Source organism: Enterococcus sp. GC34 (assembly GCF_040886645.1).
Taxonomy (GTDB): domain Bacteria; phylum Bacillota; class Bacilli; order Lactobacillales; family Enterococcaceae; genus Enterococcus; species Enterococcus faecalis.
Genome location: NZ_JBFOEF010000031.1, coordinates 1 through 616, shown reverse-complemented (window position 1 = coordinate 616; position 616 = coordinate 1). Strand labels below are relative to the sequence as shown.

The window sequence follows — 616 nt, the reverse complement described above, 5'->3', positions numbered from 1 at the left end:
ACGCGAATTGTTGTTTTTGGAGGTTTAGCTCAGCTGGGAGAGCACCTGCCTTACAAGCAGGGGGTCAGCGGTTCGATCCCGTTAACCTCCATTTTTTGAGCCGTTAGCTCAGTTGGTAGAGCATCTGACTTTTAATCAGAGGGTCACAGGTTCGAGCCCTGTACGGCTCATATTCATATTTCATTTGCGGGTGTGGCGGAATTGGCAGACGCACTAGATTTAGGATCTAGCGCCGCAAGGCGTGGGGGTTCAAGTCCCTTCACCCGCATATTTAGCCGGCTTAGCTCAGTTGGTAGAGCATCTGATTTGTAATCAGAGGGTCGAGGGTTCAAGTCCTTTAGCCGGCACCATTTTGCGGAAATAGCTCAGTGGTAGAGCACCACCTTGCCAAGGTGGGGGTCGCGGGTTCGAACCCCGTTTTCCGCTTAGCCAATTCATTACGCCGGGGTGGCGGAACTGGCAGACGCACAGGACTTAAAATCCTGCGGTGAGTGATCACCGTACCGGTTCGATTCCGGTCCTCGGCATTGTTTTATATTTAGCACCCATAGCTCAACTGGATAGAGTGTTTGACTACGAATCAAAAGGTTAGGGGTTCGACTCCCTTTGGGTGCAT

The 616-nt window shown here is 51.6% G+C and carries 7 tRNA genes; all 7 read left to right on the top strand.

Annotation, left to right across the window (positions count from 1 at the left end):
• Positions 1 to 18 precede the first annotated feature (18 nt).
• A tRNA-Val gene (locus AB3I72_RS13810) sits at positions 19 to 91 on the top strand.
• A 6-nt stretch (positions 92 to 97) separates the two neighbouring features.
• Positions 98 to 170: transfer RNA gene (locus AB3I72_RS13805), tRNA-Lys, on the top strand.
• Positions 171 to 186: 16 nt separating this feature from the next.
• Positions 187 to 268 (top strand) — tRNA-Leu (locus tag AB3I72_RS13800).
• Positions 269 to 274: 6 nt separating this feature from the next.
• Positions 275 to 350 (top strand) — tRNA-Thr (locus tag AB3I72_RS13795).
• A gap of 4 nt (positions 351 to 354) precedes the next feature.
• Positions 355 to 426, top strand: a tRNA-Gly gene (locus tag AB3I72_RS13790).
• A 15-nt stretch (positions 427 to 441) separates the two neighbouring features.
• Positions 442 to 527, top strand: a tRNA-Leu gene (locus tag AB3I72_RS13785).
• Between the two features lie 14 nt (positions 528 to 541).
• Positions 542 to 615, top strand: a tRNA-Arg gene (locus AB3I72_RS13780).
• Position 616: the final 1 nt, after the last annotated feature.